This is a genomic window from Streptomyces sp. 3MP-14, from assembly GCF_006334905.2.
Taxonomy (GTDB): Bacteria; Actinomycetota; Actinomycetes; order Streptomycetales; family Streptomycetaceae; genus Streptomyces; species Streptomyces triticirhizae.
Window position 1 is genome coordinate 450,665 of the sequence record NZ_VDLZ02000003.1, and the last position, 25,162, is coordinate 475,826.

The window sequence follows — 25,162 nt, forward strand, 5'->3', positions numbered from 1 at the left end:
GAACGAAGCTCCTGTGGAGCGGAGCGGGGCGGCAACGGGCGGCGGGCCGGCGGGCGGCGGCGCGGCGGCGGCCCCGAGGCCACCGCCGCGATCCCCCGCCCGTGGGCGGGGGAGAACGTCAAGGCGCGCTCCTCTCCTCGACCGGGGCGGGCCGGTCCGCCGTCAGACGCTGGGTGAGCAGCCCCGCGACGGCGTGCACGGTCGGGTGGTCCCAGAAGAGCGTGGCGGGCAGCGGCATTCCGAACCGCCGCTCCAACGCCCGCCGGATGCGGACCGTCATCACCGAGTCCAGGCCCATCTCGGTGAGCGTGCGGTGCGCGTCCACCTCGGCGGCCGGCAGCCGGGTCTCCTCCGACACCTGCTCGGCGATCTCCGGCACGAGCCGCTCCCGCAGCTCGTCGCCGTCCAACCCGGCCCAGGCCGCCGCCGGATCGGCCGCCGCCTCGGCCGGCGTGTCCGGCACGAGTTCCGACAGCAGCACGGGCCGCCGCTGCCCCGGCTCGGGCGGCAGGGTGCGCAGCACCGCCGCGTAGCCGAGGCCGTGCCGCTCGGCCAGCTCCCAGCAGGCGAACGCCTCGGCCGCCGTGATGTCGGCGGTGCCCCGGGCGGCCAGCTCGGCGTCGATGATCTCCGAGGAGGTCGACATGCCGAGCCCGCGCCACGAGGTCCACGCCAGGCTCAGCGCGCCCTCGTCGCCGGCGGCCCGCCGCAGCGCGGCCAGCCCGTCGAGGAACGCGTTGCTCGCCGCATAGCTCGACTGCCCCGGCAGGCCCAGGAGTTGACCGCAGGACGAGAACAGCGTGAAGAAGTCCACGCTGCCCGGCGGGAACAGCTCGTGCAGCACCAGCGCGCCCTCCGCCTTGGGCCGCAGCACGGCCCGCAGCGAGTCCTCGTCGAGGGTGCGCAGCGGCCGGTCGTCGAGGACGCCCGCCGCGTGCACCACGCCCCGGATCGGCGGCAGGCCCAGCGCGGTCGGGGAGAGCAGCTTCCGCGCGGCGTCGGCGTCGGTGACGTCCAGCGCCAGCGGCACCACGGTCGCCCCGAGCCGTTCCAACGACAGCACGGCCTCGACCCGTTCGCGCACCGCAGGGTCGGCGACCGCGTCCCACTGGTCGCGGGGCGGCAGCCCGCTCCGGCCGGCGAGGACCAGCCGGCGGGCGCCCCGGGAGGCGAGCCAGCGGGCCACCTCAAGGCCCAACGAGCCGAGGCCGCCGGTGATCAGATAGGTGCCGTCCGGGCGGCAGGCCATCGGCGGGCGGCCCGGCGTCTCCTCCGGCGGCAGCAGCCGGGGCACCTCCACCACGCCCTCGCGCAACGACAGCAGCTCCTCGCCGTGCGCGGTGCCCAACAGGTCGACGAGCGCCTGGAGTTCACGCGGCGAGTCGCCGATGTCGACCAGGCCGCCCCACAGTTCGGGGTGCTCGCCGGCGATGATCCGGCCCAGGCCCCACAGCGGGGCGTGGCCCAGCGCGGCGGCCTCCGAGCCCTCCCGGACGCCCCGGGTGACGCACCACACCTGGGCCCGGTCGTCGGCCGGCGCGCCGGCCACCCGCTGCGCGGTGCGGGCCAGCATCCAACTGGCGCGCACCGCCGCCCTGGTGGGCGCCTCGCCGGGCCTGGTGGGCGCCGGCAGCACCACGAGGGCGTGGTCGCCAGACAGTTCGGCGGCGAGCAGGTCCGCCGGGTCCTCGATGACGCGGTGCGGCACGGACTCGGACACCAGCCGGCGGCTCAGCTTCCGCGCCAGCTCCCGGTCGTCACCGACCAGCACCATCGTGCGGTGCGGCGCCGGCTGCGTCGGGCCCTGCGGGCGCCACGCCATCCGGTGCGTCAGCCGGTGCGGCCCGGCCGCCGTCTGGATGTCGCCCTCCAGCAGCCCGTAGCGCAGCCCGGCGAGCCGGCCGACCAGGCGGCCGTTCTCGTCGGCGATCTCCACCTCGACGGTGTCCTCGCTGCTGCGGCGCACCGTCACCCGCGCCACGGCCGGCGCGGGCCCGCGCAGCGCGACCCGGCCGATCGCCGCCGGCATCCGCAGCCTCGGCGGCCCGTCGAAGACGACGGAGGCCGTGGACAGCGCGGCGTCCAGCACCGGCGCCCAGGTGCTCGGCGCCTCCCCGGTCTCCGGGTCGGCGACGCAGCGGGCCACCAACGTGCCGGGCCCGGTGCTCAGTTCGGTGATCTCCCACGGGAAGCCCATGGCGGCGACGCCGAGTTCGGCGAGCCGCTCCACCACATGGCCGACCGGCAGCGCCTCGGGCGCCTCGACGGCGGTCGGCTCGCCCAGCGGCTCCGCCGGCCGGCCGGCCGCCGTGGTGTGGGTGGTGAACCCCCGGTCGTCGTCGGGCGATTCCAGCAGCCGGGAGGTGATCCGCAGCGTGCCGTCCTGCGCGACGATCTGCACCTCGCGCGGCGGCGACACCGCCACCGGCACCCGCAGCGCGACGTCCACCAGCTCCGCCGGGCCCTCCTCGGGCGAGGCGGCGGCCAGCGTGGTCAGCAGCACGGCGGCGGGGATGATCTCCACGCCGCGCACCGGGTGGCTGCCCGGGTAGGGCCGGGTGTCCCGGTCGAGGCCGGTGCGCCACACCTGGACGGGGGTGGCGCCGGCCACCGTGGTGCGCCCGCCGAGCAGGGTGTGGCTGGCCGGGTCGTGGAACTGCCCGGTGCCGGCCGGCGCCGGCGGCTCGGGCAGCCAGTACGGCCGGTGCTGCCAGACGGTCCCGGGCAGTTCGGCGGGGGAGGTCGCCGGCCAGAGCGCGGACCAGTCGATGTCGGCACCGTTGCAGTACAGCTGCCCGAGGTTGGCGAGCAGCGTCTCGCGGCCCGGCTTGTTGCGACGCTGCGTGTGGGCGGTGGCGGCGTCCGTCACCTCCAGGTGGTCCAGGACCTCGCCGATCGAGTGCTCGACGACGGGGTGCGGGGAGATCTCCAGGAACAGCCGGTACCCGTCCTCGACGGCCGCCGTGACGGCCTCCGAGAACCGCACCCGGTCGCCCAGGTTGCTCGCCCAGTAGCCGGCGTCGCGCGGCGCGCCGGAGCGCGGGTCGGGCAACGCCGTGCTGTAGAGCGGGAGTTCCGCCGGGCTCGGCGTCAGGTCGGCGACGGCGGCGGCCAGGTCGGCCAGCAGCGGGTCCATGTGCGGGCTGTGGAACGCCACGTCCGAGTCGACGCGGCGCACCGCGATGCCCTCCGCGCGCCAGGCGGCGCCGACCTCCTCGACCGCCTCGATGTCGCCGGAGATCACGGTGGAGCCCGGCGAGGCGCTGATGGCGGCCACCACGTCGCGCCGCCCGACCAGCCGCCGTTCCGCCTCCTCGGCGCCCAACCGCACCATGGCCATCGCGCCCTGGCCGGCGGCCCGGCGCAGCAGCAGCGAACGCCGGCACACCAGCCGCGCGCCCTGCTCCAGCGTGAACACGCCGGCCGTGACGGCGGCTGCGATCTCGCCGACGGAGTGCCCGATGACGGCGGCCGGGCGCACGCCCTTGGACCGCCACAGCGCGGCCAGCCCGGTCTGCACGGCGAAGATCAACGGCTGGATCACGTCCACCGGCTGCGGCGCGTCGTCCAGCAGCACCGCGCGCGGCGAGATGCCCATCTCCTCGGTGAAGACCGGCTCCAGCAGGTCGATGACCCGCGCGAACTCCGGCTCGTTCGCCAGCAGGTCGCGGCCCATGCCGGTCCACTGCGAGCCGTGCCCGGAGAACACCCACACCAGCCCGCCGGCCGGCAGCCGCGCGCCCTGCACCGTCCCCGAGGAACGGCCGGTCTCCGCGAACTCCCGCAGGCGCCTGGCGAGTTGCGTGCGGTCGGCGGCGACCACGGCCGCCCGGTGCGGCAGCGCCGAGCGGCGCAGCGCCAGCGTGTGGCCGAGCCGGGCGGTGCCGGGCGCCTCCCGTTCCTCCAGCGCGTCGGCCAGCCGGCCCGCGTAGCCGCGGACGGCCGCCTCGCTGGCGCCGGAGAGCGGATAGACCGCCAGCTCGGCGTCCCGCTCCGGCTCCGGCTCGGCGTCCGGCGCCTGCTCCAACACCAGGTGCGCGATGGTGCCGCCGTAGCCGTAGCCGGACACCCCGGCGCGGCGCGGCCCCTCGGTTTCCGGCCACGGCGTGGCCTCGGTGACCGGGCGCAGCCCCGAGGTCTCCCACGGGATCGACGGGTGGAGTTCCCCGATGCCCGGCATCGGCGGGATCACGCCGTGCTGGAGCGCCAGCACCGTCTTGATGACGCCGGCGACGCCCGCGCCGGCCTCCAGATGCCCGACGTTGGGCTTCACCGAGCCGATGAGGCACGGCTCCTCCGGGGTCCGGTCGGTCCCGAAGACGGCGGCCATCGCGCCGGCCTCCAGCGGGTCGCCGGCGCGGGTCCCGGTGCCGTGCGCCTCCACGTAGCCGGCGGTCGCCGGGTCCAGCCCGGCGGCGCGCCAGGCGCGGCGCATCAGGTGCTCCTGGGCGACGCCGTTGGGCGCCATGATGCCGCTGGTGCGGCCGTCCTGCTGCACCGCGCCGCCCCGGATCAGGGCCAGCACCCGGTCGCCGTCGCGCCGTGCGTCGGAGAGCCGCTTGAGGACGACGATGCCGCCGCCCTCGCCCCGGCCGTAGCCGTCGCCGGCGGCGCCGAACGACTTGCACCGCCCGTCGGGCGCGGTGGCGCCGGCCGCGTCGAGGACCAGCGACAGACCGGGCGACGCCATCACCAGGATGCCGCCGGCCAGCGCCACCGGGCACTCCCCGGCGCGCAGGCTCTGCACCGCGAGATGGATCGCCACCAGCGAGGACGAGCAGGCCGTGTCGATCGCCATGCTCGGGCCGCGCAGGTCCAGCGCGTAGGAGACGCGGTTGGCGACGCCGCAGTACGCGCCGCCGATGCCCGTCCACGCCTCGATGCGGGGCAGGTCCTCCAGCATCCGGCGGCCGTAGTCGTCGGAGCCGACGCCCATGAAGACGCCGGCGTCGCCGCCGGCCAGGTCCTTCGCGGGGATGCCGGCGTGCTCCAGCGCCTCCCAGGCGAGTTCGAGGACGATCCGCTGCTGCGGGTCCATCAGCTCGGCCTCGCGCGGCGTCACGTCGAAGAAGTCGGCGTCGAAGCCCTCGATGTCGTCGAGGAACGCGCCGTACCGGGTCACCCCGGCCAGCGCGCGGGCCTGCTCGGGGCCCAACGAGGCGTACCACTCCCACCGTTCGGCGGGCACCTCACCTATGGTGTCGCGGCCCTCGCTCAGCAGGTCCCAGAACTCCCGGGGGCTGTTGATGCCCCCCGACAGTCGGCAGGACATGCCGACGACCGCGATCGGCTCGGGGCCGTTGGTCACGTCCACGACGGCACCTCGGTGATCTCGAACATGGCGCCCGCCACCGTCATGCCCGGGCCCAGCCCGTACATCAGGTAGTGGTCGCCCGGCTTCAGCCGGCCGTCGAGCAACAGCTGGTCGAGGGCGACCAGTTGGTCGCTGACGCCCAGGTGCCCGATGTCCCGGCCGATCTCCCAGGTCGTCTTCTCGGCCGGCAGCCCCAGCAGCGGCAGCAGCCGCTTCTCGATGGTGGTGCGGGAGGTGTTCATGTAGCTGAGGTAGGTGACGTCGTCGACGCCGAGCCCCGTCGCGTTGGTCCACCGGTCGTACAGGTCCTGGTGCGCCTTCATCAGCAGCGGGCGCATCAACTCGCCGTGCTCCTGGAGGAAGCGCAGGTTACGCGCGGAGAAGTTCAGCTCCCGTCCGGTGGTCGCGCCCGGCGGGAACAGCGGCTCCCCGGCGCGGTGCATCCCCTCCAGCTCGGGAACGGCGATGCAGTCCACCCACAGCAGCTTCGCGAAGCCCGGCTCCTTGCCGAGCAGCAGCGCGCTGGCGCCGTCGCCGACCAACATGCCGCCGCCGGTGGCCCGCCAGCGGTCGATCAGCGGGGTGCCGAAGTTCTCGCCGCCCAGCAGCAGGGCGTCCGAGACGTCCTCGTTGCCCCGCAGATAGCCGGCGGCCAGCTTCAACGCGCTGAACACGCCCGTGCAGCCGTGCCGCAGCTCGATGGCGAGCGCGTCGCCACCCAGGTGGCGCTGGACGTAGGACTGCGGGCCCCAGCCGTCGGGGCCCTGGTGCCACACGCTGGAGTACACGAGCAGGCCGGCCACCGTCGGGTCGATCCCGGTGCGCTCGAACAGCTGCCGGGCGGCGCGCAGCGCCAGTTCGGGGGCCGGGGTGTCGCCCGCGACCCGCACACCGGTCAACTCGCCGTCGGCGATGTCCTCCGGGTCCAGATGGCCCTCCGCGACGGCCTGTTCGACCGTCACCGGCTCCGGGAGGTGTGCTCCCAGGCCCCGCACATAGACGTCGTCTCCTCGCACTGCACTGCCTCTCTCTTTACGGACTCGTTCGCCCGGCGGGGTGCTTCGCCGGGGGCCCTGCCGGGCGGAACGGGGTAGCCCCCTGCGGGGGCCTGCCGTGGGCGGTTGCCCCTTCCCGGGGCGCCTGGCTGGTCGCTCCTGCGGGTGGGCCGGCGTGGCCCCTGCGGGGCCCGCCATGGGCGGCTGTTCGCGGGACACCCGGCCGGTGCCCCGGGCGGGACGGTCGGTGCGGCGGAACGGTCCGCCGTGCCGTTGTGCTCGGGGATCTGCTCGGCGTTCGGGGAAGCGCTCCCGCAGTGGGGGCTCGCCGTGAGCGGTCCCTCGCGGACACCCGGCCGGTGCTCTCCGGGAGTTGCTGCCCTTGGCCCTGCCGGGGGCTTGCCGTGGGCGGTTGCCCCGTCTCCGGGCACCTGGCTGGTGCCCCGGGCGGGACGGTCCGCCGTGCCGTTGTGCTCGGGGATCTGGTTGGTGTCCCTGGGGGAGTGCTTCCGCTCGGCGGAACCTCCGCTCCCCGCCGGGCGGTTGTTCGCGGGACACCTGGCCGGTGCCCCGGGCGGGACGGTCGGCGGGACCTGCACTTCCCGCCGTTGGTTGTCCGCTGGGTGCGGTCGTCCGTCCGGCGGAACTGCCCTTCCCACAGGGGCGGTTGTCCGCTGGCGCGAAGGTCCGTTGGCCTCCGGCCGGTGCCCATCGAGGGTGCGGCCGTCCGCCCGGCGAGACTGTCGTTCCTGCCGGGCCAGCCGGTCGGCACCCCGCAGGGAGCGTCGCCGTTCGGCGGGACCTGCACTCCCCGCCGTTGGTCGTCCGCTGAGCGCGGCCGTCCGCCCGGCGGAACTGTCGTTCCTGCCAGGCCAGCCGGTCGGCACCCCGCAGGGGAACGTCCGGGCCGCTCCGCGCAGCGGAGACCCGGCCAACGGCCAACGGCCGCCCGGCCGCCCGGCCACCGGCGCGGCCAAGCTCCAGGCGCGCAGCGCCTGGGCGCCGGCTCGCGCCTCCGCCCTGCGCCCAGCGCGCAGCGTCGCGCGCGCCGCACCGGCCCGCAGAGAAACGACCAGACCAGCCACGAACCCTCCCCGAAAGCCCTACTTGTGGCCGACGACCAGCGAGTGGCTGAACCCCAGGTCGTCGTACCGCTCGACGCGGGCGAAGCCCGCATCGCGGACGGCCGTCTCCATGTCGGAGGGCGAGTAGGTCATCCCCTCGCCGGAGGCGAGCGTCAGGAAGTACGGCGAGACCAGGCCGGCGCTCATCGAGCCGGTCCCCGCGTCGTTGGAGACGAAGTTGTAGACCAGGCACGTCCCGCCCGCCGGCAGCGCGTCGTAGCACTTGCGCAGCAGCTCCGTGTTCCGCTCCAGCGACCAGATCTCGAAGATGTGGAAGAAGAGGATGCCGTCGGCGCCCTCCGGCAGCGGGTCGCGGAACAGGTCGCCGGGGTGGAAGTGGAGCCGCTTGCTGAGTTCGGCGTCCTCGCCCCTGCGGGCCGCGATGCGGGTGACGGACTCCTGGTCGAAGACCGTGACCTCCAGGTTCGGGTAACGGCGGGCCAGCTCGATGCTGTTGGTGCCGTCGCCGCCGCCGATGTCGATCACGTGCTTGAGGCCGCTGAAGTCGTAGTTGTCCAGCACCTGGGAGAACGCCTTCTTCGAGGCGTCGCCCATGTTGGCGTAGAAGACCTCCTGGAGCTTCGGGTGGGCGGTGAGCCGCTCGTAGAGGGTGGTGCCGGGGCCCTCGATGTGGCGCAGGCCGACGTTGGTGTTCTGCCGCATGGACTCGGCGAAGTCGACGAGGGAGGCGTTGATGACGTCGGCCTGGATGTCGACCAGCGGCCCCAGGTAGCGGGGGCTGGAGCGCAGCAGCTTGCGCTTGACGACGGCGCTGTTGACGTACGTGCCCTCAAGCCCGGAGTCCGGGTCCGGCTTCTCCAGCAGCCGCAGGGAGGCGAGCCCCAGCAGCAGGACGCGGGCGGGCTGACGTTCGACGCCGATCGCCTCGGCGACCTCGTCAACCGTCATGCCGTCCGCTGCGTCCAACTTCTCGAACAGCTCGAACTCCAGCGCCGTGCGCAGGAGTTCGAAGGCGGTGGTGCCGTGGACGAGGATGCGCACATAGTCGGCCTCGGAGATGGTGATGCTGCCACTGGCCATGGCTGTCCCTTCCTGCTGGGGGAAGGCGAGCGGGCGCTCGCGCCCACAGACGGTGGCAGTGGGCTCTAGCGCACGCCTCGACCCCCGCTCGAATCGGAGCGGAAGGGCGTTTGCTCGACACACGGCGCACAGCCGCACCACGGGCCTCAACTCGGGTTCAAGGTCGACTCAAGCCGTGCCTCGAATACTCCGGGACCGCGGACATGCACCATCCGATCCAGCGATAGCAGTCCAGTCGGCCTCGGAATGACGGGGGATGAACGCATGACCCGAACATCAGTGATAACCGGCATAGGAGTGATCGCTCCGGGAGGTGTCGGCGTCAAGGCGTTCTGGGACCTCCTCACCTCCGGCAGAACCGCGACCCGCACCATCACCCACTTCGACGCCTCGCCGTTCCGCTCCACCGTGGGCGCCGAGTGCGACTTCGACGCGCGTGCCGAGGGGCTGACGGAGGAGGAGGTCGAACGGCTCGACCGGGCGACCCAGTTCGCCCTCGCCGCCGGCCGCCAGGCGCTCGGGGACGCCGGCCTGGTCCCGGGCGAGGCCGAGCCGCCGCGCACCGGGGTCTCCCTGGGCAGCGCCGTCGGCTGCACCACCAGCCTGGAGCGCGAGTACGTCACCACCAGCCACAACGGCACCGAGTGGCACGTCGACCCCGAACGCGCCGTCCCGCACCTCTACGACTACTACGTCCCCAGCTCGATGGCCGCCGAGGTGGCCTGGTCGGTCGACGCCCAGGGCCCGGTCACCGTCGTCTCGACGGGCTGTACCTCGGGGCTCGACGCGGTCGGGCACGCGGCTCGGCTGATCGAGGACGGCAGCGCCGACGTCATGATCACCGGCGGCACCGACGCCCCGATCTCCCCGATCACCCTCGCCTGCTTCGACGCCATCCGCGCCACCACCCCGCGCAACGACGAACCCACCACCGCCTCCCGGCCGTTCGACGCCACCCGCAACGGCTTCGTGCTGGGCGAGGGCTGCGCGATCTTCGTCCTGGAGGAGCGCGAGCGCGCCCTGGCCAGGGGCGCCCACATCTACGCCACCGTCGACGGCTTCGCCTCCCGCTGCAACGCCTTCCACATGACCGGGCTGCGCCCCGACGGCGCCGAGATGGCCGACGCCATCTCGACCGCCCTGGGCCGCGCCAGGCTCGCCCCGGAGCGGGTGGACTACGTCAACGCCCACGGCTCCGGCACCAAGCAGAACGACCGCCACGAGACCGCCGCGTTCAAGAAGGCCCTCGGGCAGCACGCCTACGCCACCCCGGTCAGCTCCATCAAGTCCATGGTGGGGCACTCGCTGGGCGCCATCGGCTCCATCGAGATCGCCGCCTGCGCGCTGGCGATCGAGCACGGCGTGGTGCCGCCGACGGCCAATCTGCACGAGCGCGATCCGGAGTGCGACCTGGACTATGTGCCGTTGACCGCCCGGGAGGCGGACATCGGCACGGTGCTCAGCGTCGGCAGCGGGTTCGGCGGCTTCCAGAGCGCGATGGTGCTCTCCAAGCCGGTCGGGAGCGGCCGATGAGCGCCGTCCTGATCACCGGTTTCGGCATCGTCGCGCCCAACGGGCTCGGCACCGAGGACTACTGGAAGGCCGTTCTCGCCGGGGAGTCCGGCATCGGCCGGATCACCCGCTTCGAGCCCGACCGCTACCCGGCGACCCTCGCCGGCGAGGTCGACTTCGACCCGGCCGGGCACCTGCCCAGCCGGCTGATCCCGCAGACCGACCACTCCACCCGCCTCTCGCTGGTCGCGGCCGGCGAGGCGCTGGAGGACGCGGACCTCGACCCGAGCCGGCAGCCCATGTTCGGCGTCGGCGTCGTCACCGCCAACACCGCCGGCGGCTTCGCCTTCGGCCACAAGGAACTCGACAACCTGTGGCGGCACGGCCCCGAACACGTCAGCGCCTACCAGTCGTTCGCCTGGTTCTACGCGGTCAACACCGGCCAGATCTCCATCCGGCACGGGCTGCGCGGCGCCAGCTCCGTCGTCGTCTCCGACGCCGCCGGCGGCCTCGACGCGCTGGCCCAGGCGCGCCGGCTGCTGCGCGACGAGCTGTCCGCCGTGATCGCGGGCGCCGTCGACGGCTCGCTCTGCCCGTGGGGCTGGATCGCCGAGACCGCCAGCGGCGAGCTGAGCCCGGCCGAGGACCCGGCCCTCGCCTACCGGCCGTTCGACCCGAGGGCCGACGGCTATGTCCCCGGCGAGGGCGGCGCCCTGCTGGTGCTGGAGGAGGAGGCGTCCGCCCGCAAGCGCGGCGCGCCCCGGGTCCACGGCCAACTGCTGGGCCACGCCGCCACGTTCGGCCCCCGGCCCGACGGGTCGGGAACGGTCAGCCCGGAGCCGCTGCGCCGGGCGATCACCCTGGCCCTGGCCGACGCCGAGGTCGAGCCGGGCGACATCGACGTCGTCTTCGCCGACGGCGCGGGGCTGCCCGCCCACGACGCGGCCGAGGCCGCCGCGATCACCTCCGTCTTCGGGCGGGCCGCCGTTCCGGTGGCCCTGCCCAAGACCCTCACCGGCCGGCTGGGCGCCGGCGCGGGTCCGCTGGACACGGCCACCGCCCTGCTCGCCATCCGCGACGGCGTCATCCCGCCCGCCGTCCACACCAGGCCCGCGCCGTCGCACGGCCTGGACATCGTCACCGGCCAGCCGCGCGAGGCGGGTCTACGCGTGGTGCTGGTCCTGTCGCGCGGCCGGGGCGGCTTCCACTCGGCCGCCGTCATCGGCGCCCCGCGCTGACCGCCGGGTCGGGCGCCGGGGATCATGCCCCGGGGCCGGCCCGGTCGCCACCCTCCAGATCTTCATCCCCCGGTCTCCACCTTCCGGTCCCCACCCCAGGACCGCCGTTCAGGGAGATCGTTCACCAGAGCAAGAAGGAGTTCAGCCATGCCACAACCTCTGCCAGAGCTGACCATCGAGGTGCTCGCCCAGATCCTCAACGAGAGCGCGGGCGAGGGGGAGGACCCGGGCCCCGACGGGGGGTTCGCCGACGTTCCCTTCAGCGACCTCGGCTACGACTCCCTCGCGGTGCTGGAGACCGCCGGGCGGCTGAGACGGGACTACGGCGTCCACCTCAGCGACGACGAGGTCAGCGAGGCCGGCACGCCCCAGAGCCTTCTCGATCTGGCCCGGCGCCGGATCAGCGCCTCGGCCTCATGACCGCGCCCACGGCGTTCGCGTCCCCGGCGGCCGCGCCGGCCTCGTGCGCCACCACGGTGTTCGCCGGCTCCGGCCCCGCCGGGCACGGCGCGACGGCCGTCCGCCGGTCCGTTCCGTACCGCGCCCGTGGAGGTCACCGGTGAAGGCGCTCGTGTTGGCCGGGGGTTCGGGGACCCGCCTGCGTCCCATCACCCACACGATGGCCAAGCAGCTGGTGCCGGTCGCGGGCGAACCCGTCCTCTTCCACGGCCTGCGGGCCCTCGCCGACGCCGGGGTGAACGAGGTCGGCATGGTGGTGGGCGGCACCCGGGCGCAGATCCGGGAGGCGGTGGGCGACGGCTCGCGCTTCGGGCTGCGGGTGACCTACCTGTGGCAGGAGGAGCCGCTGGGCCTGGCCCACGCGGTGTCGATCGCCGGGGACTTCCTGGGGGACGACGAGTTCCTCATGTACCTGGGCGACAACCTGGTGCTGGGCGGGCTGCGCTCCATGGTGGACGGCTACCGGGCCGAACGCCCCGCCGCGCGGCTGCTGTTGGCGCCGGTCGCCGACCCCCGCCGGTTCGGCGTGGCCGAGGTCGGGGACGACGGGCGGGTGGTCGGCCTCCAGGAGAAGCCGGCCGTTCCCCGGAGCGACCTGGCCGTGGTCGGCGTCTATCTCTTCGGGCCCGACATCCACAAGGCGATCGCCGAGATCGAGCCCTCGGCTCGCGGCGAGCTGGAGATCACCGACGCCATCCAGTGGCTGATCGACCGCGATCTCCGGGTGTCCGCCGACGTGTTGACGGGTTACTGGAAGGACACCGGCACCGTGGCCGACGTGTTGGAGGTGAACCGCCACCTGCTGCGCTCCCTGGTGGGGTCCACCGAGGGAGCCACCCACGACAGCGAGATCAGCGGCCCGGTGGTCATCGGGGCCGGGGCCGACGTGACGGGGTCGACCGTGATCGGCCCGTCCGTGATCGGTCCGGGGGCGGTCGTGACCGGCTCCCGCATCGGCCCGTTCGCCTCGATCGGCGAGGGCTGCCGGATCTCCGGCAGCGCGATCCGGGACTCGATCGTGATGCCCCGCTCGTCGATCGCCGGCGTGCGTGGCCTGGAGTCCTCCCTCATCGGGCAGGACGTGGAGATCTCCCGCCCGACGCCCGACACGGGCGGGCACCAGCTCGTCCTGGGCGACGGCAGCAGAGTGGGGCTGGTGTCATGAACGCGCCGCGAATTCTCGTCACCGGCGGTGCCGGATTCATCGGCTCACACTATGTGCGGGCGGTGCTCGCCGACGAGTATCCCGCCTTCGCGGGAGCCGAGGTAACGATTCTCGACAAAATCACCTATGCCGGAAATCCGGAGAATCTGGCCGGACTTCCGTGTGAACTTGTCAGGGGCGATATCTGCGATATCGAACTGATGCGTGCCATCGTGCCCGGGCACGATGTCGTCATTAATTTCGCGGCGGAATCCCACGTGGACCGTTCCATTGCGGACGCGGCGGAATTCATGCGCACCAACGTGCTGGGGGTGCAGTCCCTCCTCCAGGCGTGCCTGGAGGCCGGCACCCCGCGCGTCGTCCAGGTCTCGACGGACGAGGTGTACGGCAGCATCGAGACCGGCTCGTGGGCCGAGGACGCGCCGCTGGCGCCCCGCTCCCCGTACGCGGCGGCCAAGGCTGGCGGCGACCTGATCGCCCGTGCCTACGCCGTCACCCACGGCCTGCCGGTGTCGATCACCCGCTGTGGCAACAACTACGGGCCACGCCAGTACCCGGAGAAGGTCATTCCGCTGTTCATCTCCCGGCTGCTGTCGGGGCGGAGGGTCCCGCTCTACGGGGACGGCCGCAACGTGCGCGACTGGGTGCACGTCGAGGACCACTGCCGGGGCGTCCAACTCGTCGCCGAGCGCGGCGAACCGGGCGAGGTCTACCACATCGCCGGCACCGCCGAACTCTCCAACCGCGAGCTGGCCACGCTCCTCGCGCGGGCCTGCGGCCGCGACGACGACGCGATCGAGCACGTCGCCGACCGCAAGGGCCACGACCGCCGCTACAGCCTCGACGACAGCAAGCTGCGGGCCCTCGGGTTCGCCCCCCGCGTGCCCTTCGAGGAGGGCCTCGCCGCCACGGTCAAGTGGTACGCGGACCGCCCCGACTGGCGCGTGTAGTCACCGGGCGTAGTAAACCACCGTAAACCCCTCGGGGAAGACCGGGTGACACGGCGCTCAAGCGCCAGAACGCGGAATCCCGCATTCCGCCGACGGGTGTCGACTTTCCTTCACATAAACACGGGATAAGCGGAGGTTCTGCCTGCTGGCCGTGGTATCGTCGCGGCCCAGCAGTGTGTGTACATGAGTGCTTAAGAGGAGTCGGAAACATTAGACCGTAGGGGGAAACAATGATGAAATTCGGCGTTCTCGGTGCTTTGACGATCAATGACGTCGAGGTGGCGGGAATTCTGACGGCGCCGAAGCCGCGAAGTGTTCTGGCGATGCTCATGCTGGAACCGGGTCGCGCGGTGTCGACCGCCTCGCTCATCCAGGAGCTGTGGGACGAACGCCCGCCCCGCAGCGCCGCCACCACGCTCCAGACCTATGTGCTACAGCTACGCCGCATGTTCCGTGACATCTCGTCACGCGCGGACAGCCACTCCAACCCGGACACCCTCGTCACCAGGGTTCCCGGCTACCTGCTGAAGGCGGAGGAGGTCGAGCACGACCTCAGCGCCTACGAGACCCTGGTGAGGCAGGGCCAGAAGTGCCTGGAGACCGGCGACAACGAGCAGGCTGACCAGCTGCTCTCCCGCGCCCTCCAGCTGTGGCGCGGCGCACCGCTCAGCGACATCCGCCCGGGGCCGCTGCTCTACCCGCAGATCTGCGGGCTGGAGGAGAGCCGCCTGGCGGCCACCGAGATGCACATCGAGGCCAACCTGAGGCTCGGCCGGCATCGGGAGATGCAGAGCGAGCTGACCGTTTTAGTAGGTACCTACCCGCTGCACGAGAGCATCCGCGTCAAGCACATGCTGGCGCTGTTCCGCTCCGGTCGGCTGTCCGCCGCGCTCGACTCGTTCCACGAGTACCGCGGCCGTCTCGTCAGTGAGTTGGGACTCGAACCGTCCCCGCGCATCAGGGGGCTCCAGCAGGCCATGCTCTGCTTCGACCCGATGGCGGACTCGCTGGCCATCCTGGACCGCGCCGACACCGACGTCCTGACCAACCTGAGCTGACGCCCGGAGCGAGGCCGAACGACCGCCTCGCCCCGGGCACCCAATCCCCGTCCCCGAATCACCCGTCCCCGAGACTGCCCGTCCCCGAGACAGTCCGTCCCGCGACAGCCGCGCTACGCCGAGGCGTCGGCGCGGCTGTCGATCAGGTGGAGGTAGGGACCCACCGGCCGCACGTCGGTCACCGTGAGCCCCGCCTCCGCCATCAGGCCCAGCAGGCTCTCCCGCAGATGCTTGCGGCCGTCCACGTTGAGCAGCAGGAGCAGGTCCATCGCCGTGGTGAACCCCGTCTCCGGGCTGCCGTCCACCAGGTTCTCGATGACGACCACCCGCCCGCCGGGGCGGGTGGCGGCGGCCACGTTGCGCAGCGCCGCCACGGTGGAGGCGTCGTCCCACTCCAGGACGTTCTTCAGGATGAACACGTCCCCCTCGACGCCCACCGACTCCCGGCAGTCGCCGGCCACCAGCTGGACGCGGTCGGCGAACTCGCCGCCGGGACGCAGCCGCGCGTCACAGTCCGGCAGCGCGCCCGGCAGGTCGAACAGCGCGCCGCGCACCGTCGGGTCGCCCTCCAGGATCTTCGTCAGCAGGTCCCCGTGGCCGCCGGCCACGTCCACCACCGTCTGGTCGCCCTTGAGCGCCAGCGCGTCGGCGATCGCCGCCGAGGACAGCCGACTGGCCTGCGTCATCGCCCGGTTGAAGACCTCAGCCGACTCCGGGGCATCCTCGTAGAGGAAGGTGAAGAAGTCCTTCCCGTGCTTCTCGGCGAAGCCGCCCTTGCCGTTGCGCACCGCCTCGCCGAGGCCCGGCCACACCGACCAGGTCCACGGCTCGGTCGCCCACAGCACCATGTCGCGCAGGCTGCGCGGGGTGTCGGTGCGCAGCAGCCGGGACACATGGGTGTGCGCGTAGCCGCCGTCCTCGCGGGCGGCGAAGACGCCCTGCGAGGCGAGGGCGCGCAGCAGCCGCTCCAGCGCGTCCGGGTCGGCGTTGACGGAACGGGCCAGCTCGGCGGCGGTGGCGCCCTCGTCGCCGAGGGCGTCGGCGACGCCGAGCTGGGCGGCGGCGCGGAGGGCTGCGGCGTGGCCGGCGGCGAGAGCGAGCCTGCGGAGCTGGGTCACGGCTTCGAGAGCGGGATTCGTCATGCGGGGGAAGGTAGTTGCGGCTGCTGGAACGGGGCTGGATCGGTGGTCGAAGTACGCTGCCGCCGGGCGCTGCCGCTGGGCTTTCAGGGTGGCGGGACCCCACCCACCCACCCTGCTTCCCGCCTCCGGCGGGGTTGCCTCCGGCGGGAACGGAGTGTCGGCCGCTAGAGGATGGGTGCGGGGTTTGTCTGCGGGCCGGTGGCCGGTGCGGGGCAGCCCGACTGGTCGTGGGTGAACAACGAGACTCTGCGGTGTGGTTGGGGATGTGGCGCGGGCCACGACGCCGGGCCTAGATGACGCACGATCGGCCGGGTGCGGGCGTAACGAATACCGGCAGGAGGCTGGCTGGGAGGGGGGGCGGGGCTTCCGGGAGGTGGGGTTCGTTGCCGCCGGGGGTGGTGGGTGATGGCGACCGTGCCCCACGGGCGCAGGGACTGCGGCTTGTTCGGGGGCCGTTTGGCCGCTGGGGGCGTGCGTGGCGCGCACCGGCTTCGCCGGCCTGCCCCGGCATGTCGCCCGTCTCGGATGTGACCGATCGTCGGGCGACTCACGGGTACGGTGCCGGTTGTTTGGTTGGAGCGGACGGTCATGGGTGGCTTCGGTCAACGACCACGCTGCCGCGCGAACATAGTCTGCCGTCTTGATAGTCCGCGCGCCGTCGACTCCCGAAGGCGGGCGCGCGGGGGGTGGGGGGACCTTTTTTATAGGTGCCCGTTTAGAAGTGAACAGATCGTTCAACTCTAGACGGGCACCTACAGAAAGAGACCCCCACCCCCCCTCCCCGGAAGCCGACAAGGCGCGGACTACCCCACCGGCAGGCGATGTTCGCGCGGCAGCGTAGTCGTTAACCGCCGCCCCGTCCTGCCAGCAGGGGTGAGGCGGCGGCCCGTCCCCCTTCAGTCGCCCGACGATCGGCCACATCCGAGACGGGCGACATGCCGGGGCAGGCCGGCGAAGCCGGTGCGCGCCACGCACGCCCCCAGCCGCCGGCCGACCCCCGAACTCGGCGCGGTCCCCGCGCCCGGAGGGCACACACCGCACTCCCGACCACCCCTGGCGGCAACGAACCCCACCTCCCGGAAGCCGCGCCCCCCTTCCCAGCCAGCCTCTTGCCGGTATTCGTTACGCCCGCACCCGGCCGATCGTGCGCCATCTAGGCCCGGCGTCGTAGCCCGCGCCAGAGCCTCCACCCCCGTGGGCGCGACTCGTCGACCAACAAACGACCAGTCGGGCTGCCCCGCACCGGCCACCGGCCCGCAGCCTTCGCCTTCCAACGCGCCGGGACCGTGCCTCCGGCAGAGGCGCCGGCGAACGTCCCACCCCGATATCGTGGCCACCGTCAGGCAGTTGGGCACACCGGAAAGGGGCTTTCGTCCATGATGCCGGTTTCCGCGAAAGTAAGTAAAAACCGCCCACCCCACCGATAAAACCCCAGGTCATTTGCTCTGCTCCCCGCGCACGCGGGGATGGTCCCTGCCAGTGGCCGCAGGCCCTCCAGGGAATGCCCTGCTCCCCGCGCACGCGGGGATGGTCCGTCGCAGGGGGAGGTCGCCCGCCGGCTCGGCAACTGCTCCCCGCGCACGCGGGGATGGTCCCGGCGGGGGCCCGTCTCGGGCGTGACCCGGGGCCGGTGACGGTGGTTCTGGTCGCCCGGCTGATTCCAGGGGCCCCTTCCTTCCAGCTGCCCGTCCGGAAGTGAACAGTTCGTTCAACGCCCCAAGCCGCCGCCCGTTCCGTCACTCCCAAAACACCCGGCCACCCCCGGGGCCTCCAGGCCCCCAGGGCCTGGGGCCCCTCCCGGGCCTCCGGCCCGCTTCCGCTGTCGCTCCAGAGCCCGTCTACCGTCCTCGCCCACGGTGAAGGGCGGGCCCATCGTCCCGCACCCCCGATGGTTGAGGAGAGATCACCGTGACGGAACCGCAAACGCGCGCCGCCCCCCAGCCGCTGCCCGGGTTGAAGGGCAAGAGCGCCCTGGTCGTCGGCGGCACCCGGGGCGTGGGCCGCGCCGTCGCCGAGAAGCTTGCCGTCTCCGGCTGCGATGTCCTCGCCGTCTGGGTCAACTCCGCTGAGCACGCCGCCGAGTTGGAGGAGGAGCTGGCGGGCGCGCCCGCCGCAGTCTCCACGGAGCAGGGCGATGTCCGCCGCCCCGGCGAGCTGCCCCGGCTGGCGCGGCTGACGAAGGAGCGGCACGGCCGGCTCGACTTCGTGGTGCACTCCGCCGCCTCCGCCCACCCGATGGCCGTCCCGGCGATCGACCCCGCCGAGATGCGGGCCGACCTGGCGACGGCCCTGGTGCCGTTGGCCTCGGCGGCCGGCTCGGCGGCCGAGTTGATGCCGGAGGGCGGCCGGATCGTGGTGATCTCCGCCAGCGTCGCCCAGGGCGTCGCGCCGCACCTGGTCAGCCTCGGCGTCGCCAAGGCCGCCCTGGAGAGCCTGACCCGGTTCGCCGCCGTCGAGTTGGCCAAGCAGGGCATCACGGTGAACGCCGTGTCCGCCGCCAAGCTCGACAAGGGCCCGGGCACCGTTCGGCCCGAGGCGCTCCGCGCCATCTCCGCCCGCACCCCCGCCGGGCGGCCCGCCACTCCGCGCGAGGTCGCGGACGCCGTGGCCCTGTTGTGTCTGCCGGAGGCCCAGTGGATCACCGGTCAGGTGATCCCGGTGGACGGCGGCCTGGGTCTGCTGGCCTGAAGGGAGTCCTGTGATGGAAGAAGCCACCGATGTGTGTGTGGTCGGCGGCGGCCCGGCCGGCATGGCCCTGGCGCTGCTGCTGTTGCGCTCCGGCGTGCGGGTCACCGTCGTCGAGAGCAGCCCCACCCTGGACCGGGAGTACCGGGGCGAGATCCTCCAGCCGGGCGGCCTGGCCGTCCTGGACGAGATCGGCGTCCTGAAGGGCGCCGCCGCCCGTGGCTCCCACCCGCTGGCCAGGTTCCGGCTGGTGGAGCGCGGCAAGACGCTGATGGCGTTCGAGTACGGGCGGCTGCGCGGCCCGCACAACTACCTGCTGAGCCTGCCGCAGGCCCACCTGCTGGCCGAACTCCGCGAGCGCTGCGAGGAGTTGCCCGGGTTCCGCTACCTGGTGGCGCGGGCCGGTTCGCTGCTGGAGGAGAACGGCGCCGTGGTGGGCGTTACGGCCAAGGGTGCCGACGGCAGCCACACCGTGACCGCCTCCTGCGTGGTCGGCGCCGACGGCCGGCACTCGAAGATCCGCCGGCTCGCCAACATCGAGCACCAGCGGCACGACATCTTCGACCAGGACGTGGTGTGGTTCCGGCTGCCCGCCAAGCGGGCGCTGGGCGAGGTGATGGTCAACCGCGCCGGCGGCAACCCGATGATCGCCTACGACTCGCACCCCGACACCCTCCAGCTGGGCTGGACGCTGCCCAAGGGCGAGTGGAAGCGGCTGGCGCCGCTGGGCATCGACGCGCTGCGGGACCGGATCGAGGCGGCCGCGCCCGACGTGGTCACCGACGTGCGCGCCGGGATTCAGAGCCTCGCCGACCTGTCGCTGCTGGACGTGTTCGGCGCGACCGCCGAACGCTGGACCGCCGACGGCCTGGTGCTGATCGGCGACGCCGCGCACACCCACGGGCCGCTGGGCGCGCAGGGCATCAACCTGGCGCTCCAGGACGCGGTGTTGCTGCACCCGGTGCTGCTGGCCGCGCTGCGGGAGAAGGACCTGAGCGCCGGCCGGCTGCGGGAGTTCGAGGACACCCGCCGCCCGCACATCAAGGCGGTCATGAAGTTCCAGACGATCCAGAGCCGGATGATGCTCTCCGCCGACGGCCTGGCGACGTTCCTGCGGCCCAAGTTGGCCCGCGTGATGATGCGCACCCCCATCGGCGCCAAGGTCACGGACCGCGTCGCGTTCGGCGCGCCCGGCATCCGGGTCGCCGACTCCCTGTTCACCGCCGACCGGAAGGAGTGACCCCACGATGCGGATGATCGACCTCTCCTCGCCCGTCGACGCGCAGGGTTGGGAGCCGGAGACCCTCAGCCACGAGGTGATCACGCCCGCCGAGGGCGCCCGGCACATGGCCGAGGAGATGAGCAAGCACTTCGGCGTCGAGTTCGACCCGGAGGTGCTGGACGACGGCGAGCTGCTGTCCATCGACACCCTGACGCTCACCACCCACACCGGCACCCACATCGACGCGCCCGCCCACTACGGCACCCGCGCCTCGTACCGGGAGGGCCCGCCGCGCACCATCGACGAGCTGCCGCTGGAGTGGTTCCACCGGCCCGCCGTGGTCCTCGACCTGACCGACGCCGAGCCCGGCGCGGTCGGGGCCGACCGGATCAGGTCCGAACTGGACCAGCTGGGCCGGGAGTTGAACCCGCTGGACATCGTGCTGCTGCACACGGGCGCGGACCAGCACGCCGGCACGGAGAAGTTCTTCACGCACTTCACCGGGCTGGACGGCCCGGCCACCCACCTGCTGCTCGACCTGGGCGTCAAGGTCATCGGGACCGACGCGTTCAGCCTGGACGCCCCGTTCGGCGACATGCTGGCCCGCTACCGGGACACCGGCGACCGGTCCGTGCTGTGGCCGGCGCACTTCGCGGGCCGGGACCGGGAGTTCTGCCAGATCGAACGGCTCGCCCACCTCGACCGGCTGCCGCGCGACGGCTTCACCCTCTCCTGCTTCCCCGTGAAGATCGCCGGCGCCGGCGCCGGCTGGACCCGCGCGGTCGCCCTGATCGACGAGCCCGACGAGCCCGACGCGCGCGAGGAGTCCCCCGCATGACCGACACCGCCCAGGAAGGGGCCGCCGCGTACTCGTTCGCGCAGGGCCCCGACATCTCCGACCGGCAGCGGCTGATGCTGCTCGCCAACGGGCAACGGTTCTCCGCCGTCGTCTACGCGCTCGCCGAACTGGGCATCGCCGACCAGCTGGTGGACGGGCCCCGGACGGTCGCCGACCTCGCCGGGGCCGTCGGCGCCCAGGAGGCCGCGCTGTACCGGCTGTTGCGCTGCGCCGCGCTGCTCGGCGTCTTCGAGGAGGTCGACGGGCGCCGCTTCCGGCTCACCCCGATCGCCGAGGGCCTGCGCACCGACCTGCCGGACGGGGTGCGGGACGCGGTGCTGCTGGACGGCTCCGCGTTCTTCTGGAGCGCGTTCGGCTCGATCCTGCACTCGGTGCGCACCGGCCGGCCCGGCTTCGACGAGGCCAACGGCATGTCGTTCTGGGAGCACCTGCGGCGCGACCAGGACGCGGGGCAGGTCTTCGACGACGCGATGACGACGATCAGCCGCCGGCTGGGCGCGCTGTTCCTGGAACGGTACGACTTCTCCCGCTTCGGCACCCTCGCCGACATCGGCGGCGGCCGGGGCTACTTCCTCTCCGAGATCCTGCGCCGCAACCCCGACAGCCAGGGCATCCTCTTCGACCGGCCCGAAGTGACGTCGACCGCCGCCGAGTTGCTCGACGAGCGCGGCGTGACCGGCCGGGTCAAGGTCGTCGGCGGCGACTTCTTCGCCGACCCGCTGCCCACCGGCGCCGACGCCTACCTGCTGAAGACCGTGCTGCACGACTGGCCCGACGACCGGGCCGTGGAGATTCTGCGTGCCGTGCGGGACGCCATCGGCGACGACGGCGGCCGGCTGCTGGTGCTGGAGCAGGTCGTCGCGCCCCTCAACACCTGGGACACCGCCAAGTTCCTCGACGTGGACATGCTGGTCGTCATGGGCGGCCAGGAGCGGAACCTGGAGGAGTGGCGCGCGCTGCTGGCCGCCGGCGGCTTCACGCTGGAGAACGAGCCGCCCGCCGGCGACTGGGCCGTCCTGGAGTGCACCCCCCGCTGAGCCCCCGCTGAAACATCCCGCTGGACCCGGCTGAACCCCGCCCAAGGAACCCCGTCTAGGAAGGCGACCATCTGATGACCGACACCCTCCCCGAGGCCGACAGCCTCGCGCGGGTCGTGCTGCACTCCGAGGTGCAGCAGTTCTACGCCCGCCACATGCAGCTCCTCGACGCCGGCCGGGCCGACGAGTGGGCGCTCACGTTCACCGAGGACGGCGTCTTCGCGCCCGAGCACCGGCCCGAGCCGGTCACCGGGCGGGCCGCGCTGACCGCCGCCGTTTCCGGCGCGTATGCCGCGCTGGTCGAGAAGGGCGAGGTGCGCCGGCACTGGCACGGGATGCTCGACGTGACCCAGAACGACGACGGCACGGTCGGCGTCCGCTGCTATGCGCTGATCGTCGGCACCCCGCTGGGCGGCGAGGCCCGCGTGGTGATGAGCTGCGTCTGCGAGGACCTGCTGGTGCGCGAGGACGGCGAGCTGAAGGTGAAGCACCGCCGCGTCACCAAGGACGGCGTGGCCGCGCCCGTCTGACGGTTCTCCTCAGGCGGCAGGCACACCAAAGGCCGGCGGCCCCGGGGCAGTTCGCCCCGGGGCCGCCGGCTTGCTGTCGTGTGACCCGCGCTCAGTGGTCGTCGACCGAGCGGTAGAGGTCGGCGTCCGGCTTCGCCAGCCCGGCCAGGCCCTTGACCCGGTTGCGGAACTCGTCGCTGCTGACGGCCTTCTTGTGCGAGTCCGCGTGGTCCCAGGTGGCGGTCTCGACGAAGATCTCCGGCTTGCTCAGCGACTGGTACAGCTCGTGGCTGATGAAGCCGGGCTGCGCCTGCATGTACTCGCTGACGTGGGCGAGCGCCGTGCGGAAGGTCTCCACGTCGCCGACGACGGTGAACTTGTTGATCAGCGTGGCCATGGAACGGCTCCTTCGTGAGTGGGGTGTTGACGGGTCAGTCGGCGGTCAGCAGCGTCGCGAGGTGCTGCCGCAGCTCCTGGCGGCGGACCTTGCCGCCGCCCGAGCGGGCGATCTCGGGGACCGCCCTGATGTGCCGGATGTGCTGGTAGTAGGGGAGTTCGGCGTTGACCTCGGCGGCCACCGCGTCGAGCGCCGGCTGGTCGGGCACCCCCGGCGCCACCACCAGGGCGGCGGCCACCGCCCCGCTGAACGGGTCCGGGTGGTCCACGACCACGCAGTCCACGACCGAGGGGTGCCGCAGCAGCACGCCCTCGACCTCCTGCGGGGAGACCAGCTCGTTGTCGCACTTGAAGACGTCCTTGAGCCGGTCCACGACGAACAGCTCGCCGTCCTCGTCGACCAGCCCCACGTCCCCGGTGGCGAACCAGCCCTCGGCGTTGAACGCCGCGCCGGCCGGCTCGCCCAGGTAGCCCTTCATCAACTGCGGCCCGCGCACCTGGATCTCGCCGCGCTCGCCGGTGCCCACCGGCTTGCCCGTCGTCAGGTCCACGATCCGGCACTCGGTCAGCGGCACCGACGGGCCGCAGGAGCCCGGCTTGGGCCGCGACCGGTCGCCGCAGTGCGTCATCGGGGAGGTCTCCGCCAGGCCGTAGCCCTGGAGGACCGGGATGCCGAAGTGCTCCGACAGCCGGCTCGCCGCCGCCACCGGCAGCGCCGAGCCGCCCGAGTAGACCGCCTCCACGGAGGTCAGCCGCATCCCCGACAGCTCCGGGTGCGCGGCCAGCCGGCTCAGCCGCATCGGCAGGCTGTAGTACCGGTGCGCGCCCACCTCGTTGGCGGTGCGCAGCGACGCCGCCAGGTCCGGGTCGGTCGCCAACACCTGCTCGGCGCCCACGAACAGCGCCGCGTTGAGGTGCATCGGGTGGAACGTCGGCAGGTGGTTGAGCGTCACCGACGCCGGCCCGAGCCCGTGGGCGTGCGCGGTCTGGGCCGCGTTCACCGCCAGGTTGTGGTGCGTCTGGCAGACGCCCTTGGGCGCGCCCGTGGTGCCGCTGGTGAAGTGCACGCAGGCGACGTCGCCCGGCTCCACGGGAACGCGGTCCGCCGGCCGGCCCTCGATCAGGCTGAGGTCGTTCAGACTGGAATCCGCCAGGTCGAGGGCCGGCACCTCGGTGTCGAGCCGCTCCGCGATCTCCGGAACGGTCAGCACCAGCGCCGCGCCCGAGGCCGCGACCAGCCGGGCCAACCCCTCGGCGCGCAGCATCGGGTTGACCGGCACCACGACCCGCCCGGCGCGCAGCGCGCCGTAGTAGGCGACGACGAAGTCCGGGTGCAGCGCCGAGGTCAGCGCCACCACCGTCCCCGGACCCTCCGTCAGCGCCGCGATCCGCGCCGCGCAGGCGTCCACCCGCCGTTCCAGCTCGCCGAAGGTGAGCGACTCACCCCGGTCGGTGCGGACCGCCACCCGGTCCGGGTGGTTCCGGGCGGCGATCCGAGGCAGGTCGTCCAGCCGTGACACCGGGTCACGCACGGGCGCGCTCCTCCGCGTACGTCTTCGACAGCCGCAGGTTGGTCATCGAGTTGGTGCTCAGCACCCGGCGCAGATAGCGGCGGGCGTCCTCGACGGTGGTGCCCTCGCCCAGCACCGGCAGCGCCGACGGCTTGATGACCGCCACGTGCCGCGACTCCACGATCAGGCCCTCGCGGGTCGGCGTGAACAGCCAGTGCCCGGTGTGCGCGTCGAGCAGCGCCGGCAGCCCGATCTGCTTGTAGACGATCTTCCGGTGCGGGAAGCAGATCCGGACCGAACGGGTGGTGTGCGGCTTCCCGTCCGAGGTGGTGGTGTCCATGTCGAAGAACTGGATGTTCGGCACGTCCTCCTTGAGGTCGATCCGGGAGACGTGCTCCAGCCGCTCCGGCCAGCGGTCGGCCTCGTAGAGGATCTGGTAGGCGTCCTCGGCGGCGCCGCCGACGAACAGCGGGTCGCGGAAGTCGACCACCAGGTCGGACAGTTCCTGCCGGCGGGCCGCCGCGTCGGCCACCGTCGCCAGCAGCACCTGCCGGGCCTCCTCGGCCCGCCCGGCGGCGCCGGCGTCGGCCAGCCCCGAGGTGTCCTGGGTGAGGCTCAGCTCGGTGCGCTCGCCGTCCAGCGCGCGCACCGTCCAGGTGCCGGTGAGCCCGGCCAGCGAGGACTCCTTCGTGTCGGTGAAGGTGACCTTCGAGCCGTCCGCCTCGAACACCCGCTGCTGGGTGCGGGACCACACCTCCTCGTCCTCGGTGACGGACCAGAGGGTGACCGTGTCCTTGCCCTCACCGTCCGACTGCCGCTCGGCGGAGACGACCGAGGGCGCCAGGTAGTGCAACGGGTCGGGGTCGGCGATCAGATCGAGGACGACCTTCGCGGGGGCGTCGACGGTGACGGACTCGCCCACGGGGGCTTGGCTGGTGACCACTG

The 25,162-nt window shown here is 73.1% G+C and carries 18 protein-coding genes; 11 read left to right on the forward strand and 7 right to left on the reverse strand.

What is annotated here, in order from left to right; genetic code table 11:
* Positions 1-118: 118 nt before the first annotated feature.
* The 3 genes from FH609_RS06460 to FH609_RS06470 all read right to left on the reverse strand — a co-directional run bounded on the left by FH609_RS06460 (position 119) and on the right by FH609_RS06470 (position 8,474).
* Entirely contained in the window at positions 119-5,314 is a 5,196-nt protein-coding gene (locus FH609_RS06460; protein WP_226961445.1) for a type I polyketide synthase, read from the reverse strand.
* On the reverse strand, positions 5,305-6,330 hold the full coding sequence (locus tag FH609_RS06465) for a ketoacyl-ACP synthase III family protein (RefSeq protein WP_139666198.1): 1,026 nt from the start codon (positions 6,328-6,330) through the stop codon (positions 5,305-5,307). The genes FH609_RS06460 and FH609_RS06465 overlap by 10 nt, the downstream gene beginning before the upstream one ends.
* A 1,082-nt stretch (positions 6,331-7,412) precedes the next feature.
* On the reverse strand, positions 7,413-8,474 hold the full coding sequence (locus tag FH609_RS06470) for a methyltransferase (protein WP_139666199.1): 1,062 nt from the start codon (positions 8,472-8,474) through the stop codon (positions 7,413-7,415).
* Between the two features lie 264 nt (positions 8,475-8,738).
* Here FH609_RS06470 and FH609_RS06475 point away from each other — a divergent pair, with 264 nt between their 5' ends.
* From FH609_RS06475 to FH609_RS06500, 6 genes are all read left to right on the forward strand, one after another.
* The gene (locus FH609_RS06475) at positions 8,739-10,007 is read left to right on the forward strand and encodes a beta-ketoacyl-[acyl-carrier-protein] synthase family protein (protein WP_139666200.1); all 1,269 of its coding nucleotides are present in this window, start codon (positions 8,739-8,741) and stop codon (positions 10,005-10,007) included.
* Positions 10,004-11,224, forward strand: coding sequence for a ketosynthase chain-length factor (locus tag FH609_RS06480; protein WP_139666201.1), 1,221 nt, complete (start codon positions 10,004-10,006; stop codon positions 11,222-11,224). The genes FH609_RS06475 and FH609_RS06480 overlap by 4 nt, the downstream gene beginning before the upstream one ends.
* 147 nt (positions 11,225-11,371) lie before the next feature.
* The gene (locus FH609_RS06485) at positions 11,372-11,644 is read left to right on the forward strand and encodes an acyl carrier protein (protein ID WP_139666202.1); all 273 of its coding nucleotides are present in this window, start codon (positions 11,372-11,374) and stop codon (positions 11,642-11,644) included.
* 139 nt (positions 11,645-11,783) lie between these two features.
* Entirely contained in the window at positions 11,784-12,848 is a 1,065-nt protein-coding gene (locus tag FH609_RS06490) for a glucose-1-phosphate thymidylyltransferase (RefSeq protein WP_139666203.1), read from the forward strand.
* A complete protein-coding gene (gene rfbB, locus FH609_RS06495; RefSeq protein WP_139666204.1) occupies positions 12,845-13,798 on the forward strand; it encodes a dTDP-glucose 4,6-dehydratase in 954 nt (317 codons plus the stop codon). The genes FH609_RS06490 and rfbB overlap by 4 nt, the downstream gene beginning before the upstream one ends.
* A gap of 233 nt (positions 13,799-14,031) precedes the next feature.
* Positions 14,032-14,856 (forward strand): AfsR/SARP family transcriptional regulator, encoded by an 825-nt coding sequence (locus tag FH609_RS06500; protein ID WP_226961446.1) that lies wholly within the window; start codon positions 14,032-14,034, stop codon positions 14,854-14,856.
* A 113-nt stretch (positions 14,857-14,969) separates the two neighbouring features.
* Here the strand turns inward: FH609_RS06500 and FH609_RS06505 are convergent, their stop codons facing one another.
* Positions 14,970-15,998: a methyltransferase gene (locus tag FH609_RS06505; RefSeq protein ID WP_139666206.1), complete on the reverse strand. Its 1,029-nt coding sequence runs from the start codon at positions 15,996-15,998 to the stop codon at positions 14,970-14,972.
* A 1,908-nt stretch (positions 15,999-17,906) separates the two neighbouring features.
* On the opposite strand from FH609_RS06505, the gene FH609_RS06515 reads away from it, so the two are divergent.
* The 5 genes from FH609_RS06515 to FH609_RS06535 all read left to right on the forward strand — a co-directional run bounded on the left by FH609_RS06515 (position 17,907) and on the right by FH609_RS06535 (position 22,331).
* Complete coding sequence (locus FH609_RS06515; RefSeq protein ID WP_226961447.1) at positions 17,907-18,686, forward strand: SDR family oxidoreductase; 780 nt, start codon at positions 17,907-17,909, stop codon at positions 18,684-18,686.
* Between the two features lie 13 nt (positions 18,687-18,699).
* Positions 18,700-19,923, forward strand: a complete 1,224-nt coding sequence (locus FH609_RS06520) for an FAD-dependent monooxygenase (RefSeq protein WP_139666209.1) — start codon at positions 18,700-18,702, stop codon at positions 19,921-19,923.
* Positions 19,924-19,930: 7 nt separating this feature from the next.
* On the forward strand, positions 19,931-20,743 hold the full coding sequence (locus FH609_RS06525; protein ID WP_139666210.1) for a cyclase family protein: 813 nt from the start codon (positions 19,931-19,933) through the stop codon (positions 20,741-20,743).
* A complete protein-coding gene (locus tag FH609_RS06530; protein ID WP_139666211.1) occupies positions 20,740-21,801 on the forward strand; it encodes a methyltransferase in 1,062 nt (353 codons plus the stop codon). The genes FH609_RS06525 and FH609_RS06530 overlap by 4 nt, the downstream gene beginning before the upstream one ends.
* A gap of 74 nt (positions 21,802-21,875) precedes the next feature.
* Positions 21,876-22,331, forward strand: a complete 456-nt coding sequence (locus tag FH609_RS06535) for a nuclear transport factor 2 family protein (protein ID WP_139666212.1) — start codon at positions 21,876-21,878, stop codon at positions 22,329-22,331.
* Positions 22,332-22,422: 91 nt separating this feature from the next.
* Here FH609_RS06535 and FH609_RS06540 read toward each other — a convergent pair whose 3' ends face one another.
* The 3 genes from FH609_RS06540 to FH609_RS06550 are packed head-to-tail and all read right to left on the reverse strand — an operon-like array spanning position 22,423 to position 25,160.
* Positions 22,423-22,707 carry an antibiotic biosynthesis monooxygenase family protein gene (locus tag FH609_RS06540; RefSeq protein WP_139666213.1) on the reverse strand — a complete coding sequence of 95 codons (285 nt, stop codon included), beginning with the start codon at positions 22,705-22,707 and terminating at the stop codon, positions 22,423-22,425.
* 34 nt (positions 22,708-22,741) lie between these two features.
* Positions 22,742-24,238: a class I adenylate-forming enzyme family protein gene (locus FH609_RS06545; RefSeq protein WP_139666214.1), complete on the reverse strand. Its 1,497-nt coding sequence runs from the start codon at positions 24,236-24,238 to the stop codon at positions 22,742-22,744.
* Positions 24,231-25,160 carry an SRPBCC family protein gene (locus FH609_RS06550; protein WP_139666215.1) on the reverse strand — a complete coding sequence of 310 codons (930 nt, stop codon included), beginning with the start codon at positions 25,158-25,160 and terminating at the stop codon, positions 24,231-24,233. Before FH609_RS06550 ends, FH609_RS06545 begins: the two co-directional genes overlap by 8 nt.
* Between the last annotated feature and the right edge of the window lie 2 nt (positions 25,161-25,162).